The sequence below is a fragment of the Rhizobium sp. A37_96 genome (genome assembly GCF_053521765.1).
In genome coordinates this window covers 82,387-104,921 of record NZ_JBNWDS010000004.1, presented here as the reverse complement: position 1 = coordinate 104,921, position 22,535 = coordinate 82,387, and the positions used below count along the sequence as shown (strand labels likewise).

Below are 22,535 nucleotides of genomic sequence, written 5' to 3'. Positions count from 1 at the left end.
CGCGCGAATCAAAGCTCGCGCAGAACGGGTGCCGCCTTCTGGCCGAGGATGCGCCATGTGCCGATCAACCCGATGCCGACCGTCAGCACCAGGGCGATCATCAGCGTCGAGAAGGCGACGCCGGGCAGGAAGGCCGACGGCAGGTGCATGATATGGCTGACGATATACCAGGCGGATGCCGCCCCGGCGATCAGCGCGAAGATTGCGGTCGCCGCGCCGAGGATCAGGTATTCGTAGCTGAAGGCGCGAATCAGCGTGGCACGCGTCGCGCCGAGCGTCTTGAGAATGACGGCGTCGTGCGTGCGGGCGCGATTGCCGGCGGCGAGCGCCCCGGCCAGCACCAGCACGGATGCGATCAGCGCGACGGAGGCGGCCGAGCGGATGGCGGTTGCGAGCTGCCCGACCAAAGTATTGACGACATCGAGCGCATCCTTGACGCGGACGCTGGTGATGGTCGGATAGGTATTGGTGACTTTCCTCAGGATCGCGGCCTCCTGTGCGGAAGTCGCCGACGTATCGGTCAGCGTTGCCAGCCAGGCATGCGGTGCGCCCTTGAAGGTATTGGGCGAGAAGATCATCACGAAATTGATCGACAGCGACTGCCATTGCACCTTGCGGAAGCTGGCGATCCTGGCGGTGACGTTGCGGCCGAGCACGTTGACGGTAACCTTGTCGCCGAGCTTCAGGCCGAGCGCCTTGCCTTCCTCCTCTGAAAAGGAAACGAGCGGTTCGCCGCCATAGTCCTTGTCCCACCATTTGCCTTCGGTGACCGAGGCGTTTTCCGGCACGGTTTCGGCATAGGTGATGCCGCGGTCGCCGCGCAGGACCCATTGTCCGGCGGCCGGCACTTTCATCTTCGTCACATCCTCGCCGTTGAAGGCGACGATGCGGCCGCGCAGCATCGGCGCTTCCACGAGCTTGCCCTTCGGATCCTCGGCGAGCACGATCTTGCGGAAGCCTTCCAGCTCCGGTCCCTGGATATCGACGAAGAAGAAGTTCGGCGCCTGTTCGCTCATGCGTCCCATCAGCTCACGGCGCATGTTGCCGTCGATCAGCGTCAGGGTCACCAGCAGCGCCAGGCCGAGGCCGAGCGACAGCACGACGGAGGAGGTGAGCGCGCCCGGCCGGTGGATGTTGCCGATTGCCAGGCGCAGCGCCGGCGAGCGCACGCGCGGACTGCGGCGGGCAAGCCAGGAAAGCAGGGCGGCCACCACGCGCAGCACGACGAAGGCCCCGGCGATCGAGACGACGAAGACGATCGCGAGGAAGCGGTCATAGGCGGTAACGATCGCCAGTGCTGCAAGCGCCGCCATCAGCAGGCCCGCGGCGAGCAGATAGGGCCAGCCGGGCAGGCGGCGAGTTTCGAAGCCCTGCTCGCGGAACAGCGCCGTCGCCGGCACCTCGCGGGCATGGCCGAGCGGGGGAATGGCAAAGGCAAGGGTCGTCAGCAGGCCGAAGAGGGCAGCAAGCGTCAGCGCGCCGGGATAGAGCCGGGGTGCGGTCGAAATGGGCAGGAATTCCGCCATGAACTGCGAAGCGATCACTGGAGCGATGGCGCCGAGGACAAGACCGGCGGCGACGCCCGCCAGCGCGATGACAGCGATCTGGATGAGATAGATCAGCACCACGACGAAGGCGGGGGCGCCCAGGCATTTGAAGGTGGCGATGGTGGTGCGTTTCGAGTCGAGAAAGGCGCGCACGGCATTGGCGACGCCGACGCCGCCGACGATGAGGGCCGCCAGCCCGACCAGCGTCAGGAACTGCGAAAAGCGGGTGATGTTGTCGGCAAGCTCGGGCGCGGCACGGCTGCTGGTGCGGATCGACCAGCCGGCCTGCGGGAAGGCGGCATTGGCGCGATCGCCGATATTGCGCAGATCGGCGGCAGGATTGTCCATGCGGATCCTGTAGGCCTGCTCGACGAGGCTGCCTGTCGTAATCAGGCCGGAGGCCGTCAATGCGTCGCGGCTGGTGAGCAGTCGGGGGGCAAAGCCAAAACCTTCGGAGACGGCATCCGGTTCATTGGCGATGGTGCCGGTGATGCGCAGTCTGGCGTTGCCCAGCAGCAGATCGCCGCCGAGCTTGAGGTTCAGCCGTTCGAGCAGCAGCGGCGCGACCACAGCGCCATAGGCGCCATCTCTGGCGGCAAGCAGGGTCGATAGCGGCTGGTCGGGATCGGCCTGGAAGTTGCCGTAGAGCGGATAGGCGCCGTCGACCGCCTTGACCTCGACCAGCGCCTGGTCGGAGCCATCGGGCAGGCGGGACATGGAGCGCAGGTTGGTGGAGCGGGAGAGCGTGCCGAGGCCCTGGAGATAGGCGAGCTCCTCGGGGGATGCCTCCCGGTTGCGCAGCTCGAAGCGGACGTCGCCTGCCAGCAGCGATTGTCCCTGTGTCGAGATCGCGTCGGTGATCGAGCGCGATACGGAATTGACGGCAGCGATCGCGCCGGTGCCGAGCGCGATGCAGGCGAGGAAGATGTAGAAACCGCCAAGGCCGCCGCGCAGTTCACGCAGGGCGAGGCGGAAGGCGAGCGGCAGGCGAAGTCCCGCCGGGCTCATGCAATGGCTGCCTGGTTGGCGCGCGTGCGCGTGCTGTCATTCTCGATTTCGCCGGATCGAACGCGGATCTGGCGCGAGCAGCGCGCGGCAAGCGCGGGATCGTGGGTCACGAGCAGCATGGTCGTGCCACGTTCGGCCTGCTGGGCAAAAAGCAGGTCGGCGATCTGGCGTCCGGTGTCGGTGTCGAGATTGCCCGTCGGCTCGTCGGCGATCAGGACGGCCGGCGAGGGCGCGAGCGCGCGGGCGATTGCCACGCGCTGCTGCTCGCCGCCGGAAAGCTGGCCGGGATAGTGCGTGAGCCTCTCGCCCAGCCCCACCGCCTCCAGCTCCCGCCGGGCGATGTCGAAGGCGTCCTTGTTGTTGGCAAGCTCCAGCGGCACGGCGACGTTTTCCAGCGCCGTCATGTTGGCGATGAGATGGAAGGACTGGAAGACGATGCCGATGTTGCGGCCGCGGAAATCGGCGATGCGATCCTCGCTCAGGCTGTGCAACGGCGTATCGCGGATCATCAGTTCACCGCCGTCGAGCTTTTCGAGGCCGGCCAGCACCATCAGCAGGGTGGACTTGCCGGAGCCGGAGGGGCCGACGATGCCGACGGATTCACCCTCCATGATCGTGAGGTCGATGCTCTTCAGCACATGGACCGACGCGGCGGCATTGCCGAGCGTCAAATCCGCCTTCTTCAGCTCGATAATGGTTTTTGCCAATGCGAACGCCCTATATATCAGAGAACATCAGAGACAATGGCGGGCGCGATAGGCCCGAGCAGCGAATTTAGGGAATGGATCATGGGTTTTAAAGTTGCCGCGTTTCAATTCGCTGTCATCACTTTCGGTCTTTTGTTTGGCGCGGTGGGCGCTGCAGAAGCGCGGACGATCCAGCTGGTCGGGTTCGGCGACAGCCTGATGGCAGGCTATCAGCTGCCGCCCGGGGATGGATTTCCCGCCAAGCTGGAGGCCGCGCTGAAGGCCACGGGGCTGGACGTGGCCGTCGCCGATGCCGGTGTCTCGGGCGATACGACGTCGGGCGGGCTCTCGCGCATAGACTGGTCGGTGCCCGACGGCACCGACGGCGTCGTTCTCGAGCTCGGCGCCAACGACGCGCTTCGCGGCATTCCGCCGGAGCAGACGGAAAAGAACCTCGAGACGATGATCGAGCGGCTGAAGGACAGAAAGATTCCAATCTTTCTCGTGGGCATGCTGGCACCGCCGAACATGGGGTCGGACTACGCCGAGAAATTCAATCCGATCTATCAGCGTCTGGCCGGCAAATACCAGCTTGCCCTTTATCCGTTCTTTCTCGACGGCGTCGCCGCGCATGCGGATCTGCAACTCTCGGATGGCATGCATCCGAACCCAAAGGGTGTCGATGTCATGGTCGAGCGCATGTTGCCGGCTGTCATGAGTTTTGTAGGGATGATTGACGCAGGTGCGAAATAGATGCTTGCACCGACTGCAAATGCGTGATTCCCTACTCAAACCTGCAAGAGATTCGGGGAGTCCTCGTCATGCCGAGACTTTTTACCGCCCTCGAAATTCCGCGCAACGCGGCCATGAGCCTGTCATTGTTGCGCGGTGGTCTCCCGGGAGCCAGGTGGATCGACGTTGAAAATTATCACATCACTCTGCGGTTCATCGGCGATGTCGATGGCCGGACGGCTGATGAGATCGTCGACAGGCTGGACCGGATAGATCGCCCTGAGTTCCAGCTTCGGCTGGAGGGCATAGGTTCCTTCGGCTCCAAGAAACCGCATTCGGTTTGGGCCGGGGTCTCCCAGTCACCGGACATGTCCGCCCTGCAAGGTGAAATCGAGCGCATCTGCCAGCGGATCGGCCTGCAGCCGGATCCGCGCAAGTTCACGCCGCACGTCACGCTCGCCAGGTTGAAATCCTCGCGGGTCGACGATGTGGTGCACTATCTCTCCGGCCGCGGCAATTTCTACACCCAGCCGTTCACGGTCGGGCGCTTCGTGCTTCTGTCGTCGCGCGAGTCGGTCGGCGGCGGTCCCTATCTGACGGAAGAGATATTCCCGCTTCACGAGCCCCGAAGCACTTATCCGACTTTGGGCAACAGCGCGCTGCAGCCAGCCAAGAGCATGGTATAGACCATCTCGAAATCCTCGCGGTCGCCGTAATAGGGATCGGGAATGTCCTTGTTGCTGCCAAGCGCAAGGGCATTGAAAAGATGCAGCTTGCCGAGAGCATCGGCAGGCGCTGTCTTGCGCAAGTTCTTCAAATTGTCTTGATCCATTGCCAGGATCAGATCGAACCCGCCGAAGTCGGCCGATGCGATGCGTCGGGCACGCTGGCCTGAAATATCGATTCCATGACCGGCCGCGGCGGCAATCGAACGGCGATCCGGACGCTGCCCCTGATGCCAGCCGCCGGTACCGGCCGAATCAATTTCGAATTCGCCCGCGCGGCCGGCCTTGTTCGCCAGATGCCTGAATATGCCTTCGGCGAGAGGCGACCGGCAGATGTTGCCGGCGCAGACGAAAAGAATCCTGTGACGATCCATGCTATCGTTCAACCGCTAGAGAGGAGTGATTTGTCATGAAATACGAGAAGCTGGACCGCGCGGCAATCGATGAAAACCTTGCCGAGCTGAATGGCTGGGCGCTTGCGGCCGATGGTCTTTCGCTTTCGAAGACGTTCAAGTTCCGCAACTTCGTCGAGGCCTTCGGCTTCATGACGGAAGCCGCCCTTGCCGCCGAAAAGTTCAACCATCACCCGGAATGGTTCAACGTCTATTCCCGTGTCGAAGTGAAGCTGACGACGCATGATGTCGGCGGGTTGACCGATCATGACGTCAAGCTGGCCAAGGCGATGGAGAAGGCCGCCGCGCGTCGGCTCGATTGAATCGCGCCTAGCGATCACCATATGTTTACACGGCCCGGGCGACGGGCCTCGGTAGAGGTGAATGGAATGGATGACATCAAGTACGGGGAAATCCTGTTGCCTGGTGACGAAGAGACCCAAAAAGAGCAGGAGAAATCGGTGCGCAGCAAATTCTGGCCGACCTTGCGGAAGGCGGCTCGCCATATCCCGTTTTCCCGCGATGTCGTGGCCGCCTTCTATTGCGCGCTCGACCCGCAGACGCCGACGCGTGTTCGCGGCATATTGCTGGCGGCGCTCGGCTATTTCGTCATGCCCATCGACATCATCCCCGATTTTTTCGCCGTCATCGGCTACTCCGATGACGTCGCGGTACTGACGCTCGCTTTCAGCATGATCAGGGGGCATATCCGCCAGGAACATTACGATGCCGCCGACCGGGCTCTGGAGAACGAACCCGAGGGCATGAAGACGGTCTGATGCGGGCTCCGCGAGGGAGATCCGAATCCTCTCGGGTTTCCAGAGCTTTATGAGGCTCCTCTGATTTTAGCGAGGTCAAATTCTTGCCCGAATCTTTCTGTCTTAAATCGAACCCGTAGGATGGTGCTCCACCATCCGGGTTTTCCAATTCCTTCTGATGTGTTTCAAGCCTAGCACGATATCTGGATTGAAATGACACGGAGCCGATGGTGGGCAGCGCTCCGTTGACGGTTTGGTAACCTGAATAAAGTCAAAATGAGGCAGCTCACGAGCATAGGCGTGCGTCAATCGAATCGCCATGAGCTCTGGACCGCAAGAAATCGGCAGGAAACCATGTTTGTAAAAAGCTTCGCAATCGCCCTCTCGCTCGTTCTGGCCGGCACCGGTATCGTGTCCGCACAGACCAAGAAGCAGACGCAGGCAGCGGCAGCAGCGGCGCCGGCCTCTCCGTCGCGCATTCAGCAATTCGACGCCTGGGGCGCCTATTCCTACCAGTCCGCCGGCGGCAAGGTCTGCTACGTTCTGTCCGTGCCGACCGCGAAGATGCCGGCAACGGGCATCGACCACGGTGACAATTTCTTCATCGTGTCGCAACGCCCGGGCCAGAACATTTCCTATGAGCCTCAGGCGATGATGGGCTATCCCCTCAAGGACAATTCCAAGGTCAACGTCGTCATCGACAACAAGACCTTCGTGATGTTCACCAAGGACAAGGCTGCCTGGGTCGAGAACGCGGCGCAGGAGCCCGCGCTGGTGGCGGCTCTGAAGTCCGGCCATTCGCTGAAGGTTTCGGCGACCTCGAAGAAGGGGACGGCGACCTCCTACACCTATTCGCTGAAGGGCGTCAGCGCCGCGCTGAAGCAGATCGAAAACTGCAAGTAAGATCGAGCGTCGAGAGATCACGGCAACGTGATCCTCCCGCCGCCGCGACCGCAAAGACGAGGCCGGCCGTATGGACCGGCCTTTCGCTTTTTGAGGGCCAGCCTGCGCTTTTGAGGGAAAGGGATGACGCGGGCGGAAATTAATGCTAAAGGCCGCGCCAACAGCAGGTGTGCGGCAGACAGCTTGTCCCGCCACCGCATGAATCTTCAGATTTCCGTGCCTTGCCCGCATCCGCAGCTTTCGTCAGCTTTTGCGGCATCGCCGATGTGAACCGTTGGAATGATCCTATGTCCGCCACCGATGTCATGACCCATCCCAAGCTCAAGCCGATGCCCGTGTCGCAGCCGGTCGAACTTTCGCCGAAGCCGTCGCTGATCGGCCTGACGCGCGAGGAAATGGGTGCGGCGCTCAAGGAAAAGGGCGTCCCCGACAAGCAGATCAAGATGCGTGTCAGCCAGCTCTGGAACTGGATCTATGTGCGCGGCGTCTCCGATTTCGATGCCATGGCGAATGTGTCGAAGGACATGCGCGAGATGCTGAAGGCGCATTTCACCATCGCGCGTCCCGAAATCGTCGAGGAGCAGGTTTCCAACGACGGCACCCGCAAATGGCTGCTGCGGTTCCCGCCGCGCGGCGCTGGGAGACCCGTTGAGATCGAGGCGGTCTACATTCCCGAAGAGGGGCGCGGCACGCTCTGCATTTCCAGCCAGGTCGGCTGTTCGCTCACCTGTTCCTTCTGTCATACCGGCACGCAGCGCCTGGTGCGCAACCTGACGGCGGAGGAAATCCTGTCGCAGCTGCTGCTGGCGCGCGATCGTCTCGGCGATTTTCCGGATCGCGAGGCTCCGCAGGGCACGATCATGCCGGCCGAGGGCCGCAAGGTCAGCAATATCGTCATGATGGGCATGGGCGAGCCGCTCTACAATTTCGACAGCGTCAAGACGGCGCTGCTGATCGCGTCGGACGGCGACGGCCTTTCTCTTTCGAAGCGTCGCATCACGCTTTCGACCTCGGGCGTCGTGCCGGAAATCTATCGCACCGGCGACGAGATCGGCGTCATGCTGGCAATCTCGCTGCACGCCGTGCGCGACGACCTGCGCGACATGCTTGTGCCGATCAACAAGAAGTATCCGCTGAAGGAGCTGATGGACGCCTGCCGCGCCTATCCAGGCCTGTCCAATGCGCGGCGCATCACCTTCGAATATGTGATGCTGAAGGGCGTCAACGACAGCCTCGAGGATGCGAAGGGGCTGATCCAGCTGCTGAAAGGCATCCCGGCCAAGATCAACCTGATCCCCTTCAACCCCTGGCCCGGCACCAACTACCAGTGTTCAGACTGGGAGCAAATCGAGAAGTTTGCCGATTTCATCAATTCGGCCGGCTATGCCTCCCCGATCCGCACGCCGCGCGGGCGCGACATTCTCGCCGCCTGCGGTCAGCTGAAGTCGGAGTCCGAGCGCATGCGCAAGACGGAGCGATTGGCGTTCGAAGCCATGATGATCGCCAATCACGGCGAGGATTGAGATCGATGCTCCTCGGACTGCGCAAGCCGATCAGGCTCCTTTGGGGCTATGTCGCCGCTTGCGCGCTGATGGGCTTCGTTCTGGCCTGCGTTGCCGCCTACACCCTGCCTGGAACCGGAGTACCGGAGCTTTTGGCTCTGACCGTCGAGATGACCAAGGCGGCGATGATCGTCAGCATTCTGCCGTCTCTCGTCGTCATTCCGATCATGGAATGGCGCGGCGTCCGCCGCTGGTTCGGCTATGCGATCTACGGCGCCGCCCTGTCGACAGTGGCTTCCATCCTGATTTCAGGTGCCATGGAAAAGCCGCAGCCCCTCAATCTGATCACGATCGCTGTCTGCTTCGCCTTCCTGGGGGCGGCCTGCGCTACCGTCTACTGGTTGATTGCCGGCCGATACCCGATCCTCAGCGAGCCTGAGTGAAGAAGATCTTCACCGCGAAAATCGAGAAGACGCTGGCAAAGGCGTAATCGAGACCGCGCATGACGCCGCGGTTCCTCTGCAGCCAGGATGACAGGCCGTCGGCGGCAAGAACGACGATGACGTTCACCGGCATGCCGACCACGATGAAGAAGAAGCCGAGGAAGAGCAGCTTGTGCGTGACGGCGGGATCGCCTGCCGTGACGAACTGCGGCAGGAAGGTCATGAAGAAGATGATGACCTTGGGGTTCAGCAGGTTGACCCAGAAGCCGTTGGAGATGTTGGAGAGCGGCGTTCCGCTGACCGCATCGACCTTCTTGACCGACAGGCTGGAGCCGAAGCGGATCGCCTGGATCGCCAGCCACAGAAGATAGGCCGCCCCCCCTGTCTTGAGTACCGTGAAGGCGACCGGCGAGGCCGTGATCAGCGCCGAAATGCCGAAGGCCACCAGGCAGGTGTGGACGACGACGCCGAGCGTGGTGCCGAGGACGACGAAGAGAGCGGCCTTCTTTCCCTGCGCCAGTGCGCGGCTGATCGACAGCGTCATGTCGGGACCGGGCGTCATCGCCAGCAACAGGCTTGCTGCCGAAAAGGCGAGAAGGGTCGGCAGGCTGGGTATGAAGTCCATGAGATGCTCCGAAAGCCGGATGGGGGGATGCGTGTTTTCTTATCCGGCTTTCGGGGGATTGCAAATCAATCCTTCTTTTCGAGGAAGGCCTTGAATTGATCGGCATAGTCGGGGTGCCAGCGCGACAGCGGCGGCCGGTTCTCGACGATATCGCCCGCCGCCCAGAGCATGCGGCGCTCGTCGGTCGGACGGGCCACGTCGTTGTCGGGGCAGAGGATGTAGAAATCGCCGCGTTCCAGGCTTTCCACCATGAACTCGACCGTCTGCTCCGGCGTCCAGGCGGCGGCCGGCTTTTCCTTGCGCTCGCCCTTGGTGAGGCCGGTGAAGACGAAGCCGGGAATGAGGAGGTGGGCCGATATCTTCCCGCCCGCAGTGTTGCGCAGCTCGTGCTGCAGCGCTTCGGTAAACACCTTCACGCCGGCTTTCGAGACATTGTAGGCCGGATTGCCCGGCGGCGTGGTGATGCCCTGCTTCGAGCCGGTATTGATGATAACGCCCGGTTCGCCATGCGCCAGCATTCCAGGCCCGAAGACCCGCGTGCCGTTGATGACGCCGAGCAGATTGACGCCGAGGATGGCGTCCCAGCCGGCCTGGGCGCTGAAGATCGAGGTTTCCGGGCCGATGCCGGCATTGTTCATCAGCACATGCACACGGCCGAAACGCTGCAGAACGGCGCGCTCCAGCGCTTCCAGAGCCTCCTTGCTGGCGACGTCGGTCTCCACGGCCAGGACGTGTTCCTCGCCTGTGATCGCCTTGAGCTCGGCCGCCGCTTGCGCCAGCCTGTCGCCGCCGAGATCGGCGATCGCGACGCTCATGCCGAGCGAGGCGAAATATTTCGCGGCGGCGAAGCCGATGCCGGATGCGCCTCCGGTGATAACGGCAACATTGGATTTCTTGAAAATGTCCTGAATATCGGTCAAAGGGGTGCCCTCCGAGGCATTGCTTGCTCGGCGCCGAATATGGTGCTTTCCGGAGGCGAGTCAAACCCGCGTCGAACCCGCGCGAGGCGCTATGCCGCGCTTCCCCTTGCGCCTCACGATAATCTCGCTAAAAGTTTCGCGACACAGGTTTGCGGGCCTCTCCTCTGGCTCGCTTTGAAACGGAACTCATCATGGCATCACATAAAGACGTGAAGAAAGTCGTTCTCGCCTATTCCGGCGGTCTCGACACCTCGATTATCCTGAAGTGGCTGCAGACGGAGCTGGGCGCGGAAGTCGTCACCTTCACCGCCGATCTCGGCCAGGGCGAAGAGCTGGAGCCGGCGCGCAAGAAGGCCGAGCTGCTCGGCATCAAGGAAATCTATATCGAGGATGTGCGCGAGGAATTCGTGCGCGATTTCGTCTTCCCGATGTTCCGTGCCAATGCCGTCTACGAAGGCGTCTACCTGCTCGGCACCTCGATCGCCCGTCCGCTGATCTCCAAGCACCTGATCGAGATCGCCAAGAAGACCGGCGCCGATGCCATCGCGCATGGCGCGACCGGCAAGGGCAACGACCAGGTTCGCTTCGAGCTGTCGGCCTATGCGCTGAACCCGGATATCAAGATCATCGCTCCGTGGCGCGACTGGTCGTTCAAGAGCCGTACCGACCTGCTCGAATTCGCCGAGAAGCACCAGATTCCGGTTGCCAAGGACAAGAAGGGCGAGGCGCCGTTCTCCGTCGATGCCAACCTGCTGCACTCCTCGTCCGAAGGCAAGGTTCTGGAGGATCCGTCGCAGGAGGCACCCGAATACGTGCACATGCGCACGATTTCCCCGGAAGCGGCTCCGGACAAGGCGACCGTCATCAAGGTCGGTTTCGAAAAGGGTGATGCCGTTTCGATCAACGGTGAGCGCCTGAGCCCGGCGACGCTGCTGGCAAAGCTCAACGAGTATGGCCGCGACAACGGTATCGGCCGCCTCGACCTCGTCGAGAACCGCTTCGTCGGCATGAAGTCGCGCGGTGTCTACGAGACCCCCGGCGGCACGATCCTGCTCGCAGCCCATCGCGCCATCGAATCCATCACGCTCGACCGCGGTGCGGCGCACCTCAAGGACGAGCTGATGCCGCGCTATGCCGAGCTGATCTACTACGGCTTCTGGTTCTCGCCGGAGCGCGAGATGCTGCAGGCCCTGATCGACAAGAGCCAGGAGCATGTCGAAGGCGAAGTGACGCTGAAGCTCTACAAGGGCAATGTCATGACGATCGGCCGCGAAAGCCCGAAGTCGCTTTACTCCGACAAGCTCGTCACCTTCGAGGACGACCAGGGCGCCTACGACCAGAAGGACGCAGCCGGCTTCATCAAGCTCAACGCGTTGCGCCTGCGCACGCTCGCCAAGCGTAATCTGTCGAAGTAATTCATATAACAGATACAGAAAAGCCCGCTTCCGGTCGCCGGAGGCGGGCTTTCTATTTGTGAAAGGTGGTGGTCGGGTTAGTCGACCGGCCGCAGTTCGCGTTCGACTTCGGCAGGCGCTTCGGCCTTCTGCAGATTGCTGCGGAAGGCGCAGAGCGCGTCATGCAGTTGCACCTGCAGTTCCTTGTCGAAGCCCTGCGTCGCATTGCGCTCGACTTCGCAGACTTCCCTGTCGATCTGTTTCAACTTGGCGTCGGCGGATTCCGAGAGCACGATCCGCTTGGCGCGGCGGTCGAGCGGGTCCGGCTGGCGTTCGATCAGGCCCCGTGCCTGCAGCTTGTCCAGAAAGGCGCTGACGGTCATCGGCTCCAGCCCCATCCGGGAGGCGATGTCTAGCTGGCGGCTGCCATTGATGGCGGCGACCTGCATCAGTGTTCGGGCTTCACCCGCCGTCAGTCCGAGCCCCGCGACAAGAATGCGTCGCTCGAAGGCCGCTCTGATCAGTCGGGCGCAATCGCTTACAAGAAAAGCGAGCGAGTCCGTATTAATCCTGCTGTTCATAAGCGCTTCCCTACCTACGCTCTTTAATTTTTGGGGCCCCGCTACGTTCTTATTGTTTTCGTTCCCCGAACACAACGGCTTCTTCAGACTTAAAATGAACTGCGGCTTGACCGGATTCCGCAGATTGCTACTCTCACGCGATTACCAGCGGGAACATCCATCATGACGCAATCGCTTGTTGTCGGCGCCTTTCTTGCCGCGCTTTTTTATGTGCTCATTCCGGGGCCCGCTTTCCTGGCTCTCCTCGGCATCGGAGCGGGGCAGGGGCGCAAGGCCGGCGCGCTCTTCGTCAGCGGTCACCTGCTGGGCGATATCATCTGGTCCACGCTTGCTTTGGTCGCCATCGTCGGCGCCAAGACCATCGGCACCTTCGTTTTCGACCTGCTGGGATTGCTGTGCGGCTTCTATCTTGCCTGGATCGGCTGGAACGCGGTGACGGCCAAGCCGAAGGGTGACGGCAAATCGCTCGTCAATGTCGACCGTCCCTTCCGTCGCGGCCTGATCTTCGGCGTCACCAATCCCAAGGGATATCCCGTTGCGCTGGCGACCTTCACGGCCCTCGTCGCAGGCTCTGCGAGCGCGCTGACCTTCAGCGCGCTGCCGTTGCTGCTCGTCGTCTCCTTCGTCGGCTTCATAACGGCAGACCTGATTCTCATCGGCATCATCGGAGCGGGCGCCGTGCGGCGGTTCTATCGCGCGCATGAACGGCTGATCGTGCGCTGTTCCGGTGTGCTCTTCATGGGCTTTGCCGCGCAGGCGCTCTGGCACGCTACGCCCGGCCTGCTCGGCTGGCGCAAGGCCTGATCGTCCTCCTCCAATTTGTTCGCCCGCCGCCATACCAATTCGGCGGGGGTCGCCTTATATCGTGCTTCGATCAGATGTCTGTCGAAAGGATGCCCCGCATGTCTTCCCTTACCGCCGTCAATCCTGCGCTCGTCGAATGGACCGGACATCAGGGGCTGCCGCGTTTCGATGCCGTGAAGGATACGGATTTTGCCGCCGCCTTCGACGCGGCGCTCGCCTCGCACGAGGCGGAGATCGACGCGATTGCCGGTGACGGCGAGCCGCCGACCTTCGCCAATACGGTGATCGCGCTCGAAATCGCCGGCGACGAGCTGTCGCGTATTTCGGCGCTGTTCTGGAACAAGGCCGGCGCGCATACGAACGAGACGATCCAGGCGCTGGAGCGCGAGATTGCGCCGAAGATGGCGCGGCATTATTCGAAGATCGGCACGAATGCGGCTCTTTTTGCCCGCCTCGATGCCCTCTGGGAGGGGCGTGACGCTCTCGGGCTGACGCTGGAAGAAACCCGTGTGCTGGAGCGGCACTGGAAAGGTTTCGTCAAATCGGGCGCGAAATTGCCGAAGGCCGAGCAGGAGCGCCTGTCGACGATCAACGAGACGCTTGCGGGTCTTGGCGCGCATTTCGGCCAGAACGTGCTTGCCGATGAAAAGGGCTGGGTGCTTCTGCTGTCGGAAGAAGCCGATCTGGCCGGCCTGCCGGACTATCTGCGCGAGGCGATGGCATCGGCCGCGCGTGAGCGCGGCGAGGACGGCAAGTACGCGGTCACGCTGTCGCGCTCGATCATCGAACCCTTCCTGACCTCCTCCGAGCGCCGCGACCTGCGCGAGCAGGCCTTCAACGCATGGGTGGCGCGCGGCGCCAATGGCGGCAAAACCGACAACCGCGAGATCATCCGCGAGACGCTGGCGCTGCGGGCGGAGAAGGCGAAGCTGCTCGGCTATGCCAATTTCGCCGAACTGAAGCTCGACAACACCATGGCGAAGACGCCGGAAGCGGTGAACGATCTGCTGATGGCCGTGTGGTCGAAGGCGGCGGCTCGTGCCGGCGAGGAGGAAAAGGATATTGTCGCGCTGATCGCCGAGGAAGGCCGCAATCACGAGGTCATGCCCTGGGACTGGCGGCACTATGCCGAGAAGATCCGGACGCGGAAGTTCGATTTCTCCGAAACGGAGCTGAAGCCTTATCTGCAGCTCGAAAAGATCATCGCCGCCTGCTTCGATGTCGCCGGCCGTCTTTTCGGCATCAAGGCTGTCGAGCAGAAGGGCATCCCCGCCTATCATCCCGATGTGCGTCTGTTCGAGATCCGTGACCGCTCGGACAAGTTGGTCGCGCTGTTCCTCGGCGATTATTTCGCCCGCAGCTCGAAACGGTCCGGGGCCTGGATGAGCTCGTTCCAGTCGCAGCACAAGCTGCCGCTGAAGAACGGCGAGGTCGGCGAGCTGCCGATCATCTATAATGTCTGCAATTTCGCCAAGCCTGCGGAAGGCCGGCCGGCGCTGCTGTCGCTCGACGACGCGCGCACGCTGTTCCACGAATTCGGTCATGCGTTGCATGGAATGCTGTCGAACGTCACCTACCCATCCGTTTCGGGCACGGGCGTTTCCCGCGATTTCGTCGAGCTGCCGTCGCAGCTCTACGAGCACTGGCTGACCGTGCCCGCCATCCTCAAGCAATATGCCGTCCACTACGAGACCGGCGCGCCGATCCCGCAGGCGCTGCTCGACAAGGTTCTGGCGGCCCGCACCTTCAATGCCGGCTTCAATACCGTCGAGTTCACCTCGTCGGCCTTGGTCGACATGGCGTTTCATACCCGCGGCGCAATCGAGGATCCGATGGCGGTGCAGGGCGAAGTGCTGGCCGGGATCGGCATGCCGAAATCGATCGTCATGCGCCATGCGACGCCGCACTTCCAGCATGTGTTTTCCGGCGACGGCTATTCGGCGGGCTACTATTCCTACATGTGGTCGGAGGTGCTCGATGCCGATGCCTTCGCCGCCTTCGAGGAAACCGGCGATGCCTTCAATCCGGAGATGGCCGCAAAATTGAAGGCCAATATCTATTCGGTCGGCGGGTCGATCGACCCGGAAGACGCCTACAAGGCTTTCCGCGGCAAGCTGCCGAGCCCGGATGCGATGCTGAAGAAGAAGGGGCTGGCGGCCTGATTTAGCGGCCGGACACGAATTCTCGCGATGGAGGATGCTCTCACTAGCCCTGCCGCCCGTTCTTAGCCTCGGGCCAAAGCTGCACGAGATAGCGGTCGTCCCCATCGAGCCCGTCTTCGCTAAGGGTATCGAGGCCGAACATGCTCACGCGCACGCCGAGCGGCCCCACTTTCACTGGAAGTCGGGGAGCGTCGGGCTCGTAATCGGTCAATCCGGCTAATACGAGCTGGCCTGAAGGGCAGTCGAACCCGGCTTCGACCACATACTTTTGGGCGTCGAGCTCAGGAGTTGGGCATTGATCGTGCCACTCCACGCTGACTGGCACCATCATGTTGCGCGCCGTATGGAAGATGATTGCATAGGGTCCGACGGTAAGGCGGCGTGCCAGCGTCTCGTCCGTATAATTATCCGGCAGATCGGGGTGGGTTTCGTCGCGCAGATATATCTGGAAGTAGTCAGCAAAAAGATCGCCTTGATAGAGAATTCTAAACATATGTGCCTCTGTGGGGTGGCAGTTGTTTTGAGCGCCGTGAAATTGGCATGTCAGTGATCTTGAGATCTGCTTACCGCCGATTTGTATGATCGCGCTTGGTCCGGACCGATTTTGCCCTGTAAATCAGGATTTGCGCGAGAGCAGCGCCAACAGCTCGGTCAGTTGATCGGCTTGAACATCATCGAGCTTGTCGCCGAGGTGACGTTGAAGGGCCGAGGCATAGGCGGCCCACATGCGGTCCCGCATGGCGCTGCCCGCCTCGCGGATAACCACCCAACGGCCCCGGCCATCCTCTGAAAACACCTCGCGGCGGACAAGGCCTGCCTTTTCCATCCGGTCGAGCAGGCGGGACAGGTTATGCTGGGCAAGTAGCGTCCGCTCCTCGATTTCGTAGGGTCGCAGTCTGCCACCGGTGGCCCGCACCAGCTCCAGCAGCACATCATACCAGCCGAGCGGCGGCAGCCCGGCTGCTTTCAAGTCTTGCTCGATTGCAGCCAGGACGATCTGTTGTGTCCGCATGAGGCCTATCCACGCGCGGGTGACGGCGGGCGAGGGCTGCGGGGTCTTGGTATCTGAACAATCGGACATGGATGCAATTACATCTATATTGACCATGCTGGCAAGTGCGCATATAGATGCAAATGCATCTATATTGAGCGAAGGCTCCCGGAGATTTGATCATGCCCGACGCCAAGCTGACCCTCATCAGCCATCACCTTTGCCCCTACGTCCAGCGAGCCGCAATCACGCTTGCCGAAAAGGGTGCGCCATTCGATTTCCGCTATGTCGATCTGTCGGCCAAGCCCGACTGGTTTCTGGCCATTTCCCCGCTCGGCAAGGTGCCGCTCTTGATCGTGCGGCAGGACGGTGGAGCGGAAACGGTCCTGTTCGAGAGTGCCGTGATCTGCGAGTATCTCGAGGAAACCCAGTCCGGCGCAAAGCTCCATCCGGCCGATCCACTGATCCGTGCCCAGCATCGCGGCTGGATGGAATTCGGCTCTTCCATCCTTTCGGACCTGTGGGGATTCGAGACCGCCAAGGCTGAGGAAATCTACGAGATCAAGCGCAAGGCGTTGACCGGCAAGTTTGCTCGCGTCGAAGCGCAATTGAGCGACGGACCCTTTTTCGCCGGAGAGGCGTTTAGCCTGGTCGATGCGGTCTTTGCGCCGATCTTTCGTTATTTTGACGTGTTCGACACCATAACACCGACCGGTGTCTTCGACCGGCTGCCGCGTGTCATGGCGTGGCGCAAGGAATTGGCTTTGCGGCAAAGCGTTCGAGATGCGGTGGCGTACGACTATCCCGATCGCCTCAAAGCCTTCCTAGTGGCCCATGATGCTTGGCTGCTGAAAAGCGCCGCCTGACGGATCAGCAGAAATCGTGAAGAAGGCAACGGCGTGCATCTGATATTGGCGACGCCGCTGACGGGAGGCTTTCGTTATCTTCGCGCGCAAGGTTGGTATATTCGTGGCGCGCGAAAGTGGGCTTGACGCTGCTTTCTTGCCTCCCCCCTTTCGCATTCGCGAAAAAAAGGGTATGAGCGCGCCAAACGTAATTGGCCTGTTTGCTTTATACAGCGCCCCAGCCTCAGAGATTAAGACATATGGCACTTCGCAACATCGCGATTATCGCGCACGTTGACCATGGGAAAACCACCCTCGTCGACGAGCTCCTGAAGCAGTCCGGCTCCTTCCGCGAGAACCAGCGCGTTGCTGAGCGCGTCATGGATTCCAACGATCTGGAAAAGGAACGCGGCATCACCATTCTCGCCAAGGCGACCTCGGTCGTCTGGAAGGATACCCGCATCAACATCGTCGATACCCCCGGCCACGCCGACTTCGGCGGCGAAGTCGAGCGTATCCTGTCGATGGTGGATGGCGCGATCGTTCTCGTCGATGCCGCCGAAGGCCCGATGCCGCAGACCAAGTTCGTCGTCGGCAAGGCTCTAAAGGTTGGCCTGCGTCCGATCGTTGCGATCAACAAGATCGACCGTCCGGACGCCCGCGCCGACGAAGTCATCAACGAAGTCTTCGATCTCTTCGCCAATCTCGATGCGACCGACGAACAGCTCGACTTCCCGATCCTCTACGGTTCCGGCCGTAACGGCTGGATGAACTATTCGCCCGAAGGTCCGAAGGACGAAGGCCTCGGCCCGCTTCTCGATCTCGTCGTCAAGCACGTTCCGGAGCCGACCGTCGGCGAAGGCCCGTTCCGCATGATCGGCACGATCCTGGAAGCCAACCCCTTCCTCGGCCGCATCATCACCGGCCGCATCCATTCCGGCTCGATCAAGCCGAACCAGGCCGTCAAGGTTCTGCACGCCGACGGCAACACGATCGAAACCGGCCGCATCTCCAAGATCCTCGCCTTCCGCGGCATCGAACGCCAGCCGATCGAGGAAGCGCAGGCTGGTGACATCGTCGCCATCGCCGGCCTTTCCAAGGGTACGGTTGCAGATACCTTCTGTGATCCGCAGGTCAGCGAGCCGTTGATTGCGCAGCCGATCGACCCGCCGACCGTCACCATGTCCTTCATCGTCAACGACAGCCCCTATGCGGGCACCGAAGGCGACAAGGTCACCTCGCGCGTCATCCGCGACCGCCTGTTCAAGGAAGCCGAAGGCAACGTCGCGCTGAAGATCGAGGAAGCCGAAGGCAAGGATTCGTTCTATGTCTCCGGCCGCGGCGAATTGCAGCTCGCCGTTCTGATCGAAACCATGCGTCGCGAAGGCTTCGAGCTTGCCGTGTCGCGTCCGCGCGTCGTCATGCACAAGGACGAGAGCGGCCAGCTTCTCGAGCCGATCGAAGAAGTCGTCATCGACGTCGATGAAGAGCATTCCGGTATCGTCGTCCAGAAGATGTCCGAGCGTAAGGCCGAAATGGCCGAGCTGCGTCCTTCGGGCGGCAATCGTGTCCGACTCGTGTTCTGGGCGCCGACCCGCGGCCTCATCGGTTACCAGTCGGAACTTCTGACCGATACGCGCGGCACCGCCGTCATGAACCGCCTGTTCCACGACTACCAGCCCTACAAGGGCGAGATCGGCGGACGCGTCAACGGCGTTCTGCTCGCCAACGAAGCCGGCGAAGCCGTCGCCTATGCCCTGTTCAACCTGGAAGACCGCGGCCCGATGATCATCGATGCCGGCGAGAAGGTCTATGCCGGCATGATCATCGGCATCCACACCCGCGACAACGACCTCGAAGTCAACGTGCTGAAGGGCAAGAAGCTCACCAACATCCGCGCCGCCGGCAAGGATGAAGCCGTGAAGCTGACGCCGCCGATCCGCATGACGCTCGACCGCGCGCTCTCCTGGATCCAGGACGACGAGCTGGTGGAAGTTACGCCGAAGTCGATTCGCCTGCGCAAGATGTATCTCGATCCGAACGAGCGCAAGCGCTTCGAGAAGGCCCGCCTGGCCTGATCGCGTATCGTCCAGAACCACTCGACCCCGGCCATCGTGCCGGGGTTTTTATTTGTGTGTTCGGTTTTTGAGCCCTTGTCCTAAAGGTTAAAAAGTCGTTAATTTTTATTAATGATCCACGGATAAAGCCTGTGGGCAAGTTCGCCATCTTTATGAATGAGGATGGTTAATTCGCGTTGGCGAGACCAGAGTAGACGTTATGAAGACGTTGTCGATTGATGTTCGGCGGGCAGAACCCCATGATGCCCGAGCCATTTCGGAGGTGCACCGCCAGTCGTGGCAGTACACCTATGCCGGCATCATTCCGCATCGCGCTCTCGGCCAGATGATCGAGCGTCGCGGCGAATCCTGGTGGCGCAAGGCGACCAGCGGCCCGGCCACGCTGTTGGTTCTGGACGTTGCCGGTGAAATCGCCGGCTATGCCACGCTGGGGCTCAATCGTGCCCGCGCGCTCCCTCAGGAAGGCGAGATCTACGAACTCTATCTGCGCCCGCAATATCAGGGCCTCGGACTGGGGCGCATGCTCTTCGGCGAGGCACGGCGGCTGCTGAAGTCTCTCGGCTGCAAGGGACTGGTTGTCTGGTGCCTCGAGGAAAATGAAAATGCCTACCGCTTTTATCGCGGGCAGGGCGGTGCGGATTTCTGCGAAGGCATCGAAACTTTCGACCACAGGCAGCTCAGGAAGATCGGTTTCGTCTGGCCGTGAGCGGCGCTGTGGCGCTTTGAACCCGCTGCATAATTCCTTAAGCCGAGTCGGATTTAAGGAATTATGCAGTAAATCCGCCTCTTTCCCGATGCGTTGTTGCGTTGCCGCATGAATCCGATTATTTGGCTGGCGGCAACCATCCTATTTAGGGGACAAGCATGCGTATCGACGCGATTTCCATTGGCAAGAACCCGCCCGAAGATGTCAACGTCATCGTTGAAGTGCCGGTCGGCGGTCATCCGATCAAGTACGAAATGGACAAGGAGGCCGGCACGCTGGTCGTCGACCGTTTCCTCTACACGCCGATGACCTATCCCGGCAATTACGGCTTCGTTCCGCACACGCTCTCCGACGACGGCGACCCGATCGACGTGCTGATCGCCAACACCCGTCCGCTGGTGCCGGGCTGCGTCATCAATGTTCGCCCGATCGGCGTGCTGATGATGGAAGACAATTCCGGCAAGGACGAGAAGATCATCGCCGTTCCCGCGCCGAAGCTGACGATGCGCTATGACAAGGTCAAGGAATATACCGACCTGCCCGAGATCACGCTGAAGCAGATCGAGCACTTCTTCGAGCACTACAAGGATCTGGAGCCCGGCAAGTGGGTCAAGATCTTCGGCTGGAAGGGTTCGAAGGAAGCCGGCGAACTCATTCTCGAAGCGATCGAGCGCGCCAAGAAGGCCTGATCACCGGCCTTCGGTTACGGCGCAAAGCCTCCTTATCAAATCCTCCGGTTCGCCCTCGAGCCGGAGGATTTTTTTGCGCGCGGTGTCGCCGCTCAGCAGGGCAAGCGAGGATTTCGGGATGCCGAGGCTCTTTGCCAGCAATACGATCAGCGCCTTGTTGGCCTTGCCCTTTTCGGGTGCTGCCGAAACACGCGCCTTCAAATAGGATTCGCCGTCGCTGCCGGTTTCCAGCCCATCGATCGCGTCACGCCCGCCATTGGGCGTGAGCCGCACGGAAAGCCGCAGGTGATCCGGAAAAGCCTGCCAGGGCTTGCTCACCGCAGGAACATGGGGACGATCGAATTCCACATGAGCGAGCGGATGAAGAAGATGATCAGCAGCAGGATGACCGGCGAGATATCGATGCCGCCGAGATCGGGCAGGATGCGCCGGATCGGGCGCAGGGCCGGCTCCGTGACCGCATAGAGGAAATTGCCGACGGAACTGACGAACTGATTGCTCGAATTGATGACGTTGAACGCATAGAGCCAGGAAAAGATGGCGCTGCCGATCAGTATCCAGGTATAAAGATTCAAAGCCAGATCAATGGTTTGAAATAAGGCGAGCATGTCCGTCTCCATTTCGCGGTTGACAGACATGTAGACATTGGCGACTAAACGAGCAAGTCCCATGCTCCGAAGCATGTTGAATCATGTTTAAAAGGCCGGTGCGTGCGTTTGTGTCGCCTGCCGCGCCGGAAAGTCTCGCCCCATGTCGTTCGCTGCCAGCGGAGACCGGTTTGCCGCCTTCAGGCATATCGCCTATACCTATTTCTTCTTCGCGCGGTTTTTGACGGGCTTTGCGACCCAGATCGTCAGCGTCTCGGTTGGCTGGCAGATGTACGATCACACCGGAAATCCGGTGTATCTCGGGCTGATCGGGCTGGTGCAATTCCTTCCCTCCCTGCTGCTGATCCTGGTTACCGGCACGGTGGCCGACCGCTATAACAGGCGCAGGGTTGCCGCGGTCTGCATCTTCGTCGGGATGCTCTGTACGGCGGCACTGCTCTTCCTGACGGTGACCGGCACCTTTGCGCCCCTGCCGGTCTTTCTGATCCTTGCCGTTTTTGGCGTCGAGCGCGCCTTCATGACGCCGGCCATGCAGTCGCTTGCTCCCAATCTCATTCCGCCGCAGGATCTGTCGAATGCCGTGACCTGGAACTCCATGTCATGGGATGCGGCGGCCGTTCTCGGGCCTGTGGCCGGCGGCTTGCTCTATGGCGTGGGTGCCGGCGTGTCCTATACGGTCGCGGTGGTCTTCCTGACGGCCGGCTCGATCCTGACCTTTCTCATTCCGAAGCCGCAGCAGCGTGTCGCGCACCAATCGAAGAGCATGAACGAAATCCTGGCGGGCTTTCGTTTCATCTGGTCGGAGAAGGTGGTGCTCGGCGCCGTCTCGCTCGATCTCTTCGCCGTGCTGCTCGGCGGCGCGGTGGCGCTGATGCCGGTCTATGCGCGCGATATCCTGACGCTGGGACCCTGGGGGCTTGGCCTGCTGCGCGCGGCACCGAGCTTCGGCGCGATCGCCATGGGCCTGTTTCTGGCGACCTATCCCATCCGGCATCGCGCCGGCCTCTACATGTTTGCCGGCGTCGCCATGTTCGGGGTGGGAACGCTGGTCTTCGGCATCTCTCATACGCCATGGCTGTCGATCGTTGCTCTCGCCCTCATGGGCGCATCGGACCTGATCTCGGTCTATGTGCGGGAAACGCTGATCACGCTCTGGACGCCCGATCATGTTCGCGGCCGCGTCAATGCGGTCAACATGGTTTTCGTGGGCGCTTCGAACGAGCTCGGCGAATTCCGCGCCGGCACCATGGCCCATTATTTCGGCGCCGTGTCCGCCGTCGTCATTGGCGGTATCGGCACGCTTGCGGTCGCTGGCCTCTGGGCCGCAGGCTTCCCGCAGCTTCGCCGGATCGACAGCCTGAATGCGCCCGATCGCGAGGGCGAGCCGCAGACGGCTTAGAGCAATTCCAGCAAAAGTCCGCAGCGGCTTTCCGTCC

General features: G+C 61.5%; 25 protein-coding genes. 15 read left to right on the top strand and 10 right to left on the bottom strand.

Translation table 11 applies throughout. The features are described 5' to 3' along the window. Positions 1 to 8: 8 nt before the first annotated feature. Complete coding sequence (locus tag ACQZ6J_RS14210; protein WP_449084517.1) at positions 9 to 2,555, bottom strand: ABC transporter permease; 2,547 nt, start codon at positions 2,553 to 2,555, stop codon at positions 9 to 11. Then, positions 2,552 to 3,262, bottom strand: coding sequence for an ABC transporter ATP-binding protein (locus ACQZ6J_RS14205; protein WP_449084516.1), 711 nt, complete (start codon positions 3,260 to 3,262; stop codon positions 2,552 to 2,554). Before ACQZ6J_RS14205 ends, ACQZ6J_RS14210 begins: the two co-directional genes overlap by 4 nt. Before the next feature lie 81 nt (positions 3,263 to 3,343). Between ACQZ6J_RS14205 and ACQZ6J_RS14200 the strand changes: the two genes are divergently transcribed. Beyond that, complete coding sequence (locus ACQZ6J_RS14200; protein WP_449084515.1) at positions 3,344 to 3,994, top strand: arylesterase; 651 nt, start codon at positions 3,344 to 3,346, stop codon at positions 3,992 to 3,994. Between the two features lie 68 nt (positions 3,995 to 4,062). Beyond that, the gene (gene thpR, locus ACQZ6J_RS14195) at positions 4,063 to 4,659 is read left to right on the top strand and encodes an RNA 2',3'-cyclic phosphodiesterase (RefSeq protein WP_163987082.1); all 597 of its coding nucleotides are present in this window, start codon (positions 4,063 to 4,065) and stop codon (positions 4,657 to 4,659) included. Here the strand turns inward: thpR and ACQZ6J_RS14190 are convergent. Next, on the bottom strand, positions 4,608 to 5,072 hold the full coding sequence (locus ACQZ6J_RS14190) for a low molecular weight protein-tyrosine-phosphatase (RefSeq protein WP_449084514.1): 465 nt from the start codon (positions 5,070 to 5,072) through the stop codon (positions 4,608 to 4,610). The two genes, thpR and ACQZ6J_RS14190, sit on opposite strands and share 52 nt — an antisense overlap. A gap of 35 nt (positions 5,073 to 5,107) precedes the next feature. Here ACQZ6J_RS14190 and ACQZ6J_RS14185 point away from each other — a divergent pair, with 35 nt between their 5' ends. The 5 genes from ACQZ6J_RS14185 to ACQZ6J_RS14165 all read left to right on the top strand — a co-directional run bounded on the left by ACQZ6J_RS14185 (position 5,108) and on the right by ACQZ6J_RS14165 (position 8,696). Beyond that, positions 5,108 to 5,413 (top strand): 4a-hydroxytetrahydrobiopterin dehydratase, encoded by a 306-nt coding sequence (locus ACQZ6J_RS14185; protein WP_449084513.1) that lies wholly within the window; start codon positions 5,108 to 5,110, stop codon positions 5,411 to 5,413. Positions 5,414 to 5,479: 66 nt separating this feature from the next. Further along, positions 5,480 to 5,869 (top strand): YkvA family protein, encoded by a 390-nt coding sequence (locus ACQZ6J_RS14180; protein ID WP_449084512.1) that lies wholly within the window; start codon positions 5,480 to 5,482, stop codon positions 5,867 to 5,869. Positions 5,870 to 6,202: 333 nt separating this feature from the next. Next, on the top strand, positions 6,203 to 6,751 hold the full coding sequence (locus tag ACQZ6J_RS14175; RefSeq protein WP_449084511.1) for an invasion associated locus B family protein: 549 nt from the start codon (positions 6,203 to 6,205) through the stop codon (positions 6,749 to 6,751). Positions 6,752 to 7,056: 305 nt separating this feature from the next. Further along, a complete protein-coding gene (rlmN, locus tag ACQZ6J_RS14170; RefSeq protein WP_449084705.1) occupies positions 7,057 to 8,274 on the top strand; it encodes a 23S rRNA (adenine(2503)-C(2))-methyltransferase RlmN in 1,218 nt (405 codons plus the stop codon). A gap of 5 nt (positions 8,275 to 8,279) precedes the next feature. Next, positions 8,280 to 8,696 carry a hypothetical protein gene (locus ACQZ6J_RS14165; RefSeq protein ID WP_449084510.1) on the top strand — a complete coding sequence of 139 codons (417 nt, stop codon included), beginning with the start codon at positions 8,280 to 8,282 and terminating at the stop codon, positions 8,694 to 8,696. Here ACQZ6J_RS14165 and ACQZ6J_RS14160 read toward each other — a convergent pair. Both ACQZ6J_RS14160 and ACQZ6J_RS14155 read right to left on the bottom strand, forming a co-directional pair. Continuing rightward, positions 8,680 to 9,321 carry a LysE family translocator gene (locus tag ACQZ6J_RS14160; RefSeq protein ID WP_163987075.1) on the bottom strand — a complete coding sequence of 214 codons (642 nt, stop codon included), beginning with the start codon at positions 9,319 to 9,321 and terminating at the stop codon, positions 8,680 to 8,682. The two genes, ACQZ6J_RS14165 and ACQZ6J_RS14160, sit on opposite strands and share 17 nt — an antisense overlap. A gap of 65 nt (positions 9,322 to 9,386) precedes the next feature. Further along, positions 9,387 to 10,241, bottom strand: coding sequence for an SDR family NAD(P)-dependent oxidoreductase (locus ACQZ6J_RS14155; protein WP_449084509.1), 855 nt, complete (start codon positions 10,239 to 10,241; stop codon positions 9,387 to 9,389). Between the two features lie 191 nt (positions 10,242 to 10,432). Here ACQZ6J_RS14155 and ACQZ6J_RS14150 point away from each other — a divergent pair, with 191 nt between their 5' ends. After that, positions 10,433 to 11,656 (top strand): argininosuccinate synthase, encoded by a 1,224-nt coding sequence (locus ACQZ6J_RS14150; protein WP_163987073.1) that lies wholly within the window; start codon positions 10,433 to 10,435, stop codon positions 11,654 to 11,656. A gap of 77 nt (positions 11,657 to 11,733) precedes the next feature. Here ACQZ6J_RS14150 and ACQZ6J_RS14145 read toward each other — a convergent pair whose 3' ends face one another. Next, on the bottom strand, positions 11,734 to 12,216 hold the full coding sequence (locus ACQZ6J_RS14145; protein ID WP_163987072.1) for a MarR family winged helix-turn-helix transcriptional regulator: 483 nt from the start codon (positions 12,214 to 12,216) through the stop codon (positions 11,734 to 11,736). Between the two features lie 162 nt (positions 12,217 to 12,378). Here ACQZ6J_RS14145 and ACQZ6J_RS14140 point away from each other — a divergent pair, with 162 nt between their 5' ends. Both ACQZ6J_RS14140 and ACQZ6J_RS14135 read left to right on the top strand, forming a co-directional pair. Next, on the top strand, positions 12,379 to 13,020 hold the full coding sequence (locus ACQZ6J_RS14140) for a LysE family translocator (protein ID WP_163987071.1): 642 nt from the start codon (positions 12,379 to 12,381) through the stop codon (positions 13,018 to 13,020). 98 nt (positions 13,021 to 13,118) lie between these two features. Then, complete coding sequence (locus tag ACQZ6J_RS14135; protein WP_449084508.1) at positions 13,119 to 15,182, top strand: M3 family metallopeptidase; 2,064 nt, start codon at positions 13,119 to 13,121, stop codon at positions 15,180 to 15,182. Positions 15,183 to 15,225: 43 nt separating this feature from the next. Here ACQZ6J_RS14135 and ACQZ6J_RS14130 read toward each other — a convergent pair whose 3' ends face one another. Then, the gene (locus ACQZ6J_RS14130; RefSeq protein ID WP_163987069.1) at positions 15,226 to 15,675 is read right to left on the bottom strand and encodes a hypothetical protein; all 450 of its coding nucleotides are present in this window, start codon (positions 15,673 to 15,675) and stop codon (positions 15,226 to 15,228) included. Positions 15,676 to 15,798: 123 nt separating this feature from the next. Further along, positions 15,799 to 16,263 (bottom strand): MarR family winged helix-turn-helix transcriptional regulator, encoded by a 465-nt coding sequence (locus ACQZ6J_RS14125; protein WP_449084507.1) that lies wholly within the window; start codon positions 16,261 to 16,263, stop codon positions 15,799 to 15,801. A gap of 92 nt (positions 16,264 to 16,355) precedes the next feature. Here ACQZ6J_RS14125 and ACQZ6J_RS14120 point away from each other — a divergent pair, with 92 nt between their 5' ends. From ACQZ6J_RS14120 to ppa, 4 genes are all read left to right on the top strand, one after another. Continuing rightward, positions 16,356 to 17,039 (top strand): glutathione S-transferase family protein, encoded by a 684-nt coding sequence (locus ACQZ6J_RS14120; protein WP_449084506.1) that lies wholly within the window; start codon positions 16,356 to 16,358, stop codon positions 17,037 to 17,039. A gap of 239 nt (positions 17,040 to 17,278) precedes the next feature. Continuing rightward, on the top strand, positions 17,279 to 19,096 hold the full coding sequence (gene typA / locus ACQZ6J_RS14115) for a translational GTPase TypA (protein WP_163987067.1): 1,818 nt from the start codon (positions 17,279 to 17,281) through the stop codon (positions 19,094 to 19,096). 199 nt (positions 19,097 to 19,295) lie between these two features. Further along, positions 19,296 to 19,802 (top strand): GNAT family N-acetyltransferase, encoded by a 507-nt coding sequence (locus tag ACQZ6J_RS14110; protein WP_163987066.1) that lies wholly within the window; start codon positions 19,296 to 19,298, stop codon positions 19,800 to 19,802. A gap of 158 nt (positions 19,803 to 19,960) precedes the next feature. After that, positions 19,961 to 20,491 carry an inorganic diphosphatase gene (gene ppa, locus ACQZ6J_RS14105; protein WP_163987065.1) on the top strand — a complete coding sequence of 177 codons (531 nt, stop codon included), beginning with the start codon at positions 19,961 to 19,963 and terminating at the stop codon, positions 20,489 to 20,491. Here ppa and ACQZ6J_RS14100 read toward each other — a convergent pair whose 3' ends face one another. Beyond that, a complete protein-coding gene (locus ACQZ6J_RS14100) occupies positions 20,492 to 20,809 on the bottom strand; it encodes a DUF167 domain-containing protein (protein WP_449084505.1) in 318 nt (105 codons plus the stop codon). It lies immediately after the preceding gene. Continuing rightward, complete coding sequence (locus tag ACQZ6J_RS14095) at positions 20,806 to 21,129, bottom strand: YggT family protein (RefSeq protein ID WP_163987063.1); 324 nt, start codon at positions 21,127 to 21,129, stop codon at positions 20,806 to 20,808. Before ACQZ6J_RS14095 ends, ACQZ6J_RS14100 begins: the two co-directional genes overlap by 4 nt. Before the next feature lie 112 nt (positions 21,130 to 21,241). On the opposite strand from ACQZ6J_RS14095, the gene ACQZ6J_RS14090 reads away from it, so the two are divergent. After that, on the top strand, positions 21,242 to 22,498 hold the full coding sequence (locus tag ACQZ6J_RS14090; RefSeq protein WP_449084504.1) for an MFS transporter: 1,257 nt from the start codon (positions 21,242 to 21,244) through the stop codon (positions 22,496 to 22,498). The last annotated feature ends 37 nt before the right edge of the window (positions 22,499 to 22,535 follow it).

Excerpts from the sequence above, each read along its gene's own strand:
- ACQZ6J_RS14200 (WP_449084515.1), top strand. The coding sequence starts at position 3,344 with ATGGGTTTTAAAGTTGCCGCGTTTCAATTCGCTGTCATCACTTTCGGT.
- ACQZ6J_RS14140 (WP_163987071.1), top strand. The coding sequence starts at position 12,379 with ATGACGCAATCGCTTGTTGTCGGCGCCTTTCTTGCCGCGCTTTTTTAT.
- ACQZ6J_RS14090 (WP_449084504.1), top strand. The coding sequence starts at position 21,242 with ATGTCGTTCGCTGCCAGCGGAGACCGGTTTGCCGCCTTCAGGCATATC.
- ACQZ6J_RS14160 (WP_163987075.1), bottom strand. The coding sequence starts at position 9,321 with ATGGACTTCATACCCAGCCTGCCGACCCTTCTCGCCTTTTCGGCAGCA.
- ppa (WP_163987065.1), top strand. The coding sequence starts at position 19,961 with ATGCGTATCGACGCGATTTCCATTGGCAAGAACCCGCCCGAAGATGTC.
- ACQZ6J_RS14125 (WP_449084507.1), bottom strand. The coding sequence starts at position 16,263 with ATGTCCGATTGTTCAGATACCAAGACCCCGCAGCCCTCGCCCGCCGTC.
- ACQZ6J_RS14190 (WP_449084514.1), bottom strand. The coding sequence starts at position 5,072 with ATGGATCGTCACAGGATTCTTTTCGTCTGCGCCGGCAACATCTGCCGG.
- ACQZ6J_RS14135 (WP_449084508.1), top strand. The coding sequence starts at position 13,119 with ATGTCTTCCCTTACCGCCGTCAATCCTGCGCTCGTCGAATGGACCGGA.
- ACQZ6J_RS14180 (WP_449084512.1), top strand. The coding sequence starts at position 5,480 with ATGGATGACATCAAGTACGGGGAAATCCTGTTGCCTGGTGACGAAGAG.
- ACQZ6J_RS14165 (WP_449084510.1), top strand. The coding sequence starts at position 8,280 with ATGCTCCTCGGACTGCGCAAGCCGATCAGGCTCCTTTGGGGCTATGTC.
- ACQZ6J_RS14175 (WP_449084511.1), top strand. The coding sequence starts at position 6,203 with ATGTTTGTAAAAAGCTTCGCAATCGCCCTCTCGCTCGTTCTGGCCGGC.
- ACQZ6J_RS14150 (WP_163987073.1), top strand. The coding sequence starts at position 10,433 with ATGGCATCACATAAAGACGTGAAGAAAGTCGTTCTCGCCTATTCCGGC.
- ACQZ6J_RS14095 (WP_163987063.1), bottom strand. The coding sequence starts at position 21,129 with ATGTCTGTCAACCGCGAAATGGAGACGGACATGCTCGCCTTATTTCAA.
- thpR (WP_163987082.1), top strand. The coding sequence starts at position 4,063 with ATGCCGAGACTTTTTACCGCCCTCGAAATTCCGCGCAACGCGGCCATG.
- typA (WP_163987067.1), top strand. The coding sequence starts at position 17,279 with ATGGCACTTCGCAACATCGCGATTATCGCGCACGTTGACCATGGGAAA.
- ACQZ6J_RS14120 (WP_449084506.1), top strand. The coding sequence starts at position 16,356 with ATGCCCGACGCCAAGCTGACCCTCATCAGCCATCACCTTTGCCCCTAC.
- ACQZ6J_RS14210 (WP_449084517.1), bottom strand. The coding sequence starts at position 2,555 with ATGAGCCCGGCGGGACTTCGCCTGCCGCTCGCCTTCCGCCTCGCCCTG.
- ACQZ6J_RS14185 (WP_449084513.1), top strand. The coding sequence starts at position 5,108 with ATGAAATACGAGAAGCTGGACCGCGCGGCAATCGATGAAAACCTTGCC.
- rlmN (WP_449084705.1), top strand. The coding sequence starts at position 7,057 with ATGACCCATCCCAAGCTCAAGCCGATGCCCGTGTCGCAGCCGGTCGAA.
- ACQZ6J_RS14110 (WP_163987066.1), top strand. The coding sequence starts at position 19,296 with ATGAAGACGTTGTCGATTGATGTTCGGCGGGCAGAACCCCATGATGCC.
- ACQZ6J_RS14145 (WP_163987072.1), bottom strand. The coding sequence starts at position 12,216 with ATGAACAGCAGGATTAATACGGACTCGCTCGCTTTTCTTGTAAGCGAT.
- ACQZ6J_RS14130 (WP_163987069.1), bottom strand. The coding sequence starts at position 15,675 with ATGTTTAGAATTCTCTATCAAGGCGATCTTTTTGCTGACTACTTCCAG.